The sequence below is a fragment of the Salinimicrobium oceani genome, from assembly GCF_012037645.1.
On the sequence record NZ_JAAVJR010001232.1, the window covers coordinates 1 to 341 of the forward strand.

At 46.3% G+C, this 341-nt stretch carries 1 protein-coding gene; it reads left to right on the forward strand.

Annotated elements, in window-relative coordinates; translation table 11 throughout:
* The coding region (locus HC175_RS21605; protein WP_235942728.1) for a thiamine pyrophosphate-dependent enzyme at positions 1–341 on the forward strand (341 nt) is incomplete at both ends.

Sequence of the window (341 nt, forward strand, 5' to 3'; positions counted from 1 at the left end):
CTTTACAGTAAACGGCTGGGATTATCCTGCACTTATTGAAACCTATGAACAAGCCAGTAAACTGGCTCGGGAAGAACATATTCCTGTGTTGATCCACGTGCAGCAATTAACTCAGCCACAGGGTCACTCCACCTCCGGTTCTCATGAACGATATAAGAGCGAAGAAAGATTGCAGTGGGAAAGAGAATACGATTGTAATGTGAAGATGCGTGAGTGGATGATCGAGACAAATATCGCCACAGACGAGGAGCTCCAGGAGATCGAGAAAGAGATCAAAAAACTGGTACGTGATGGTAAGAAAGCTGCCTGGGAAGCTCATGGCGAACCGGTAAAACAGGAAG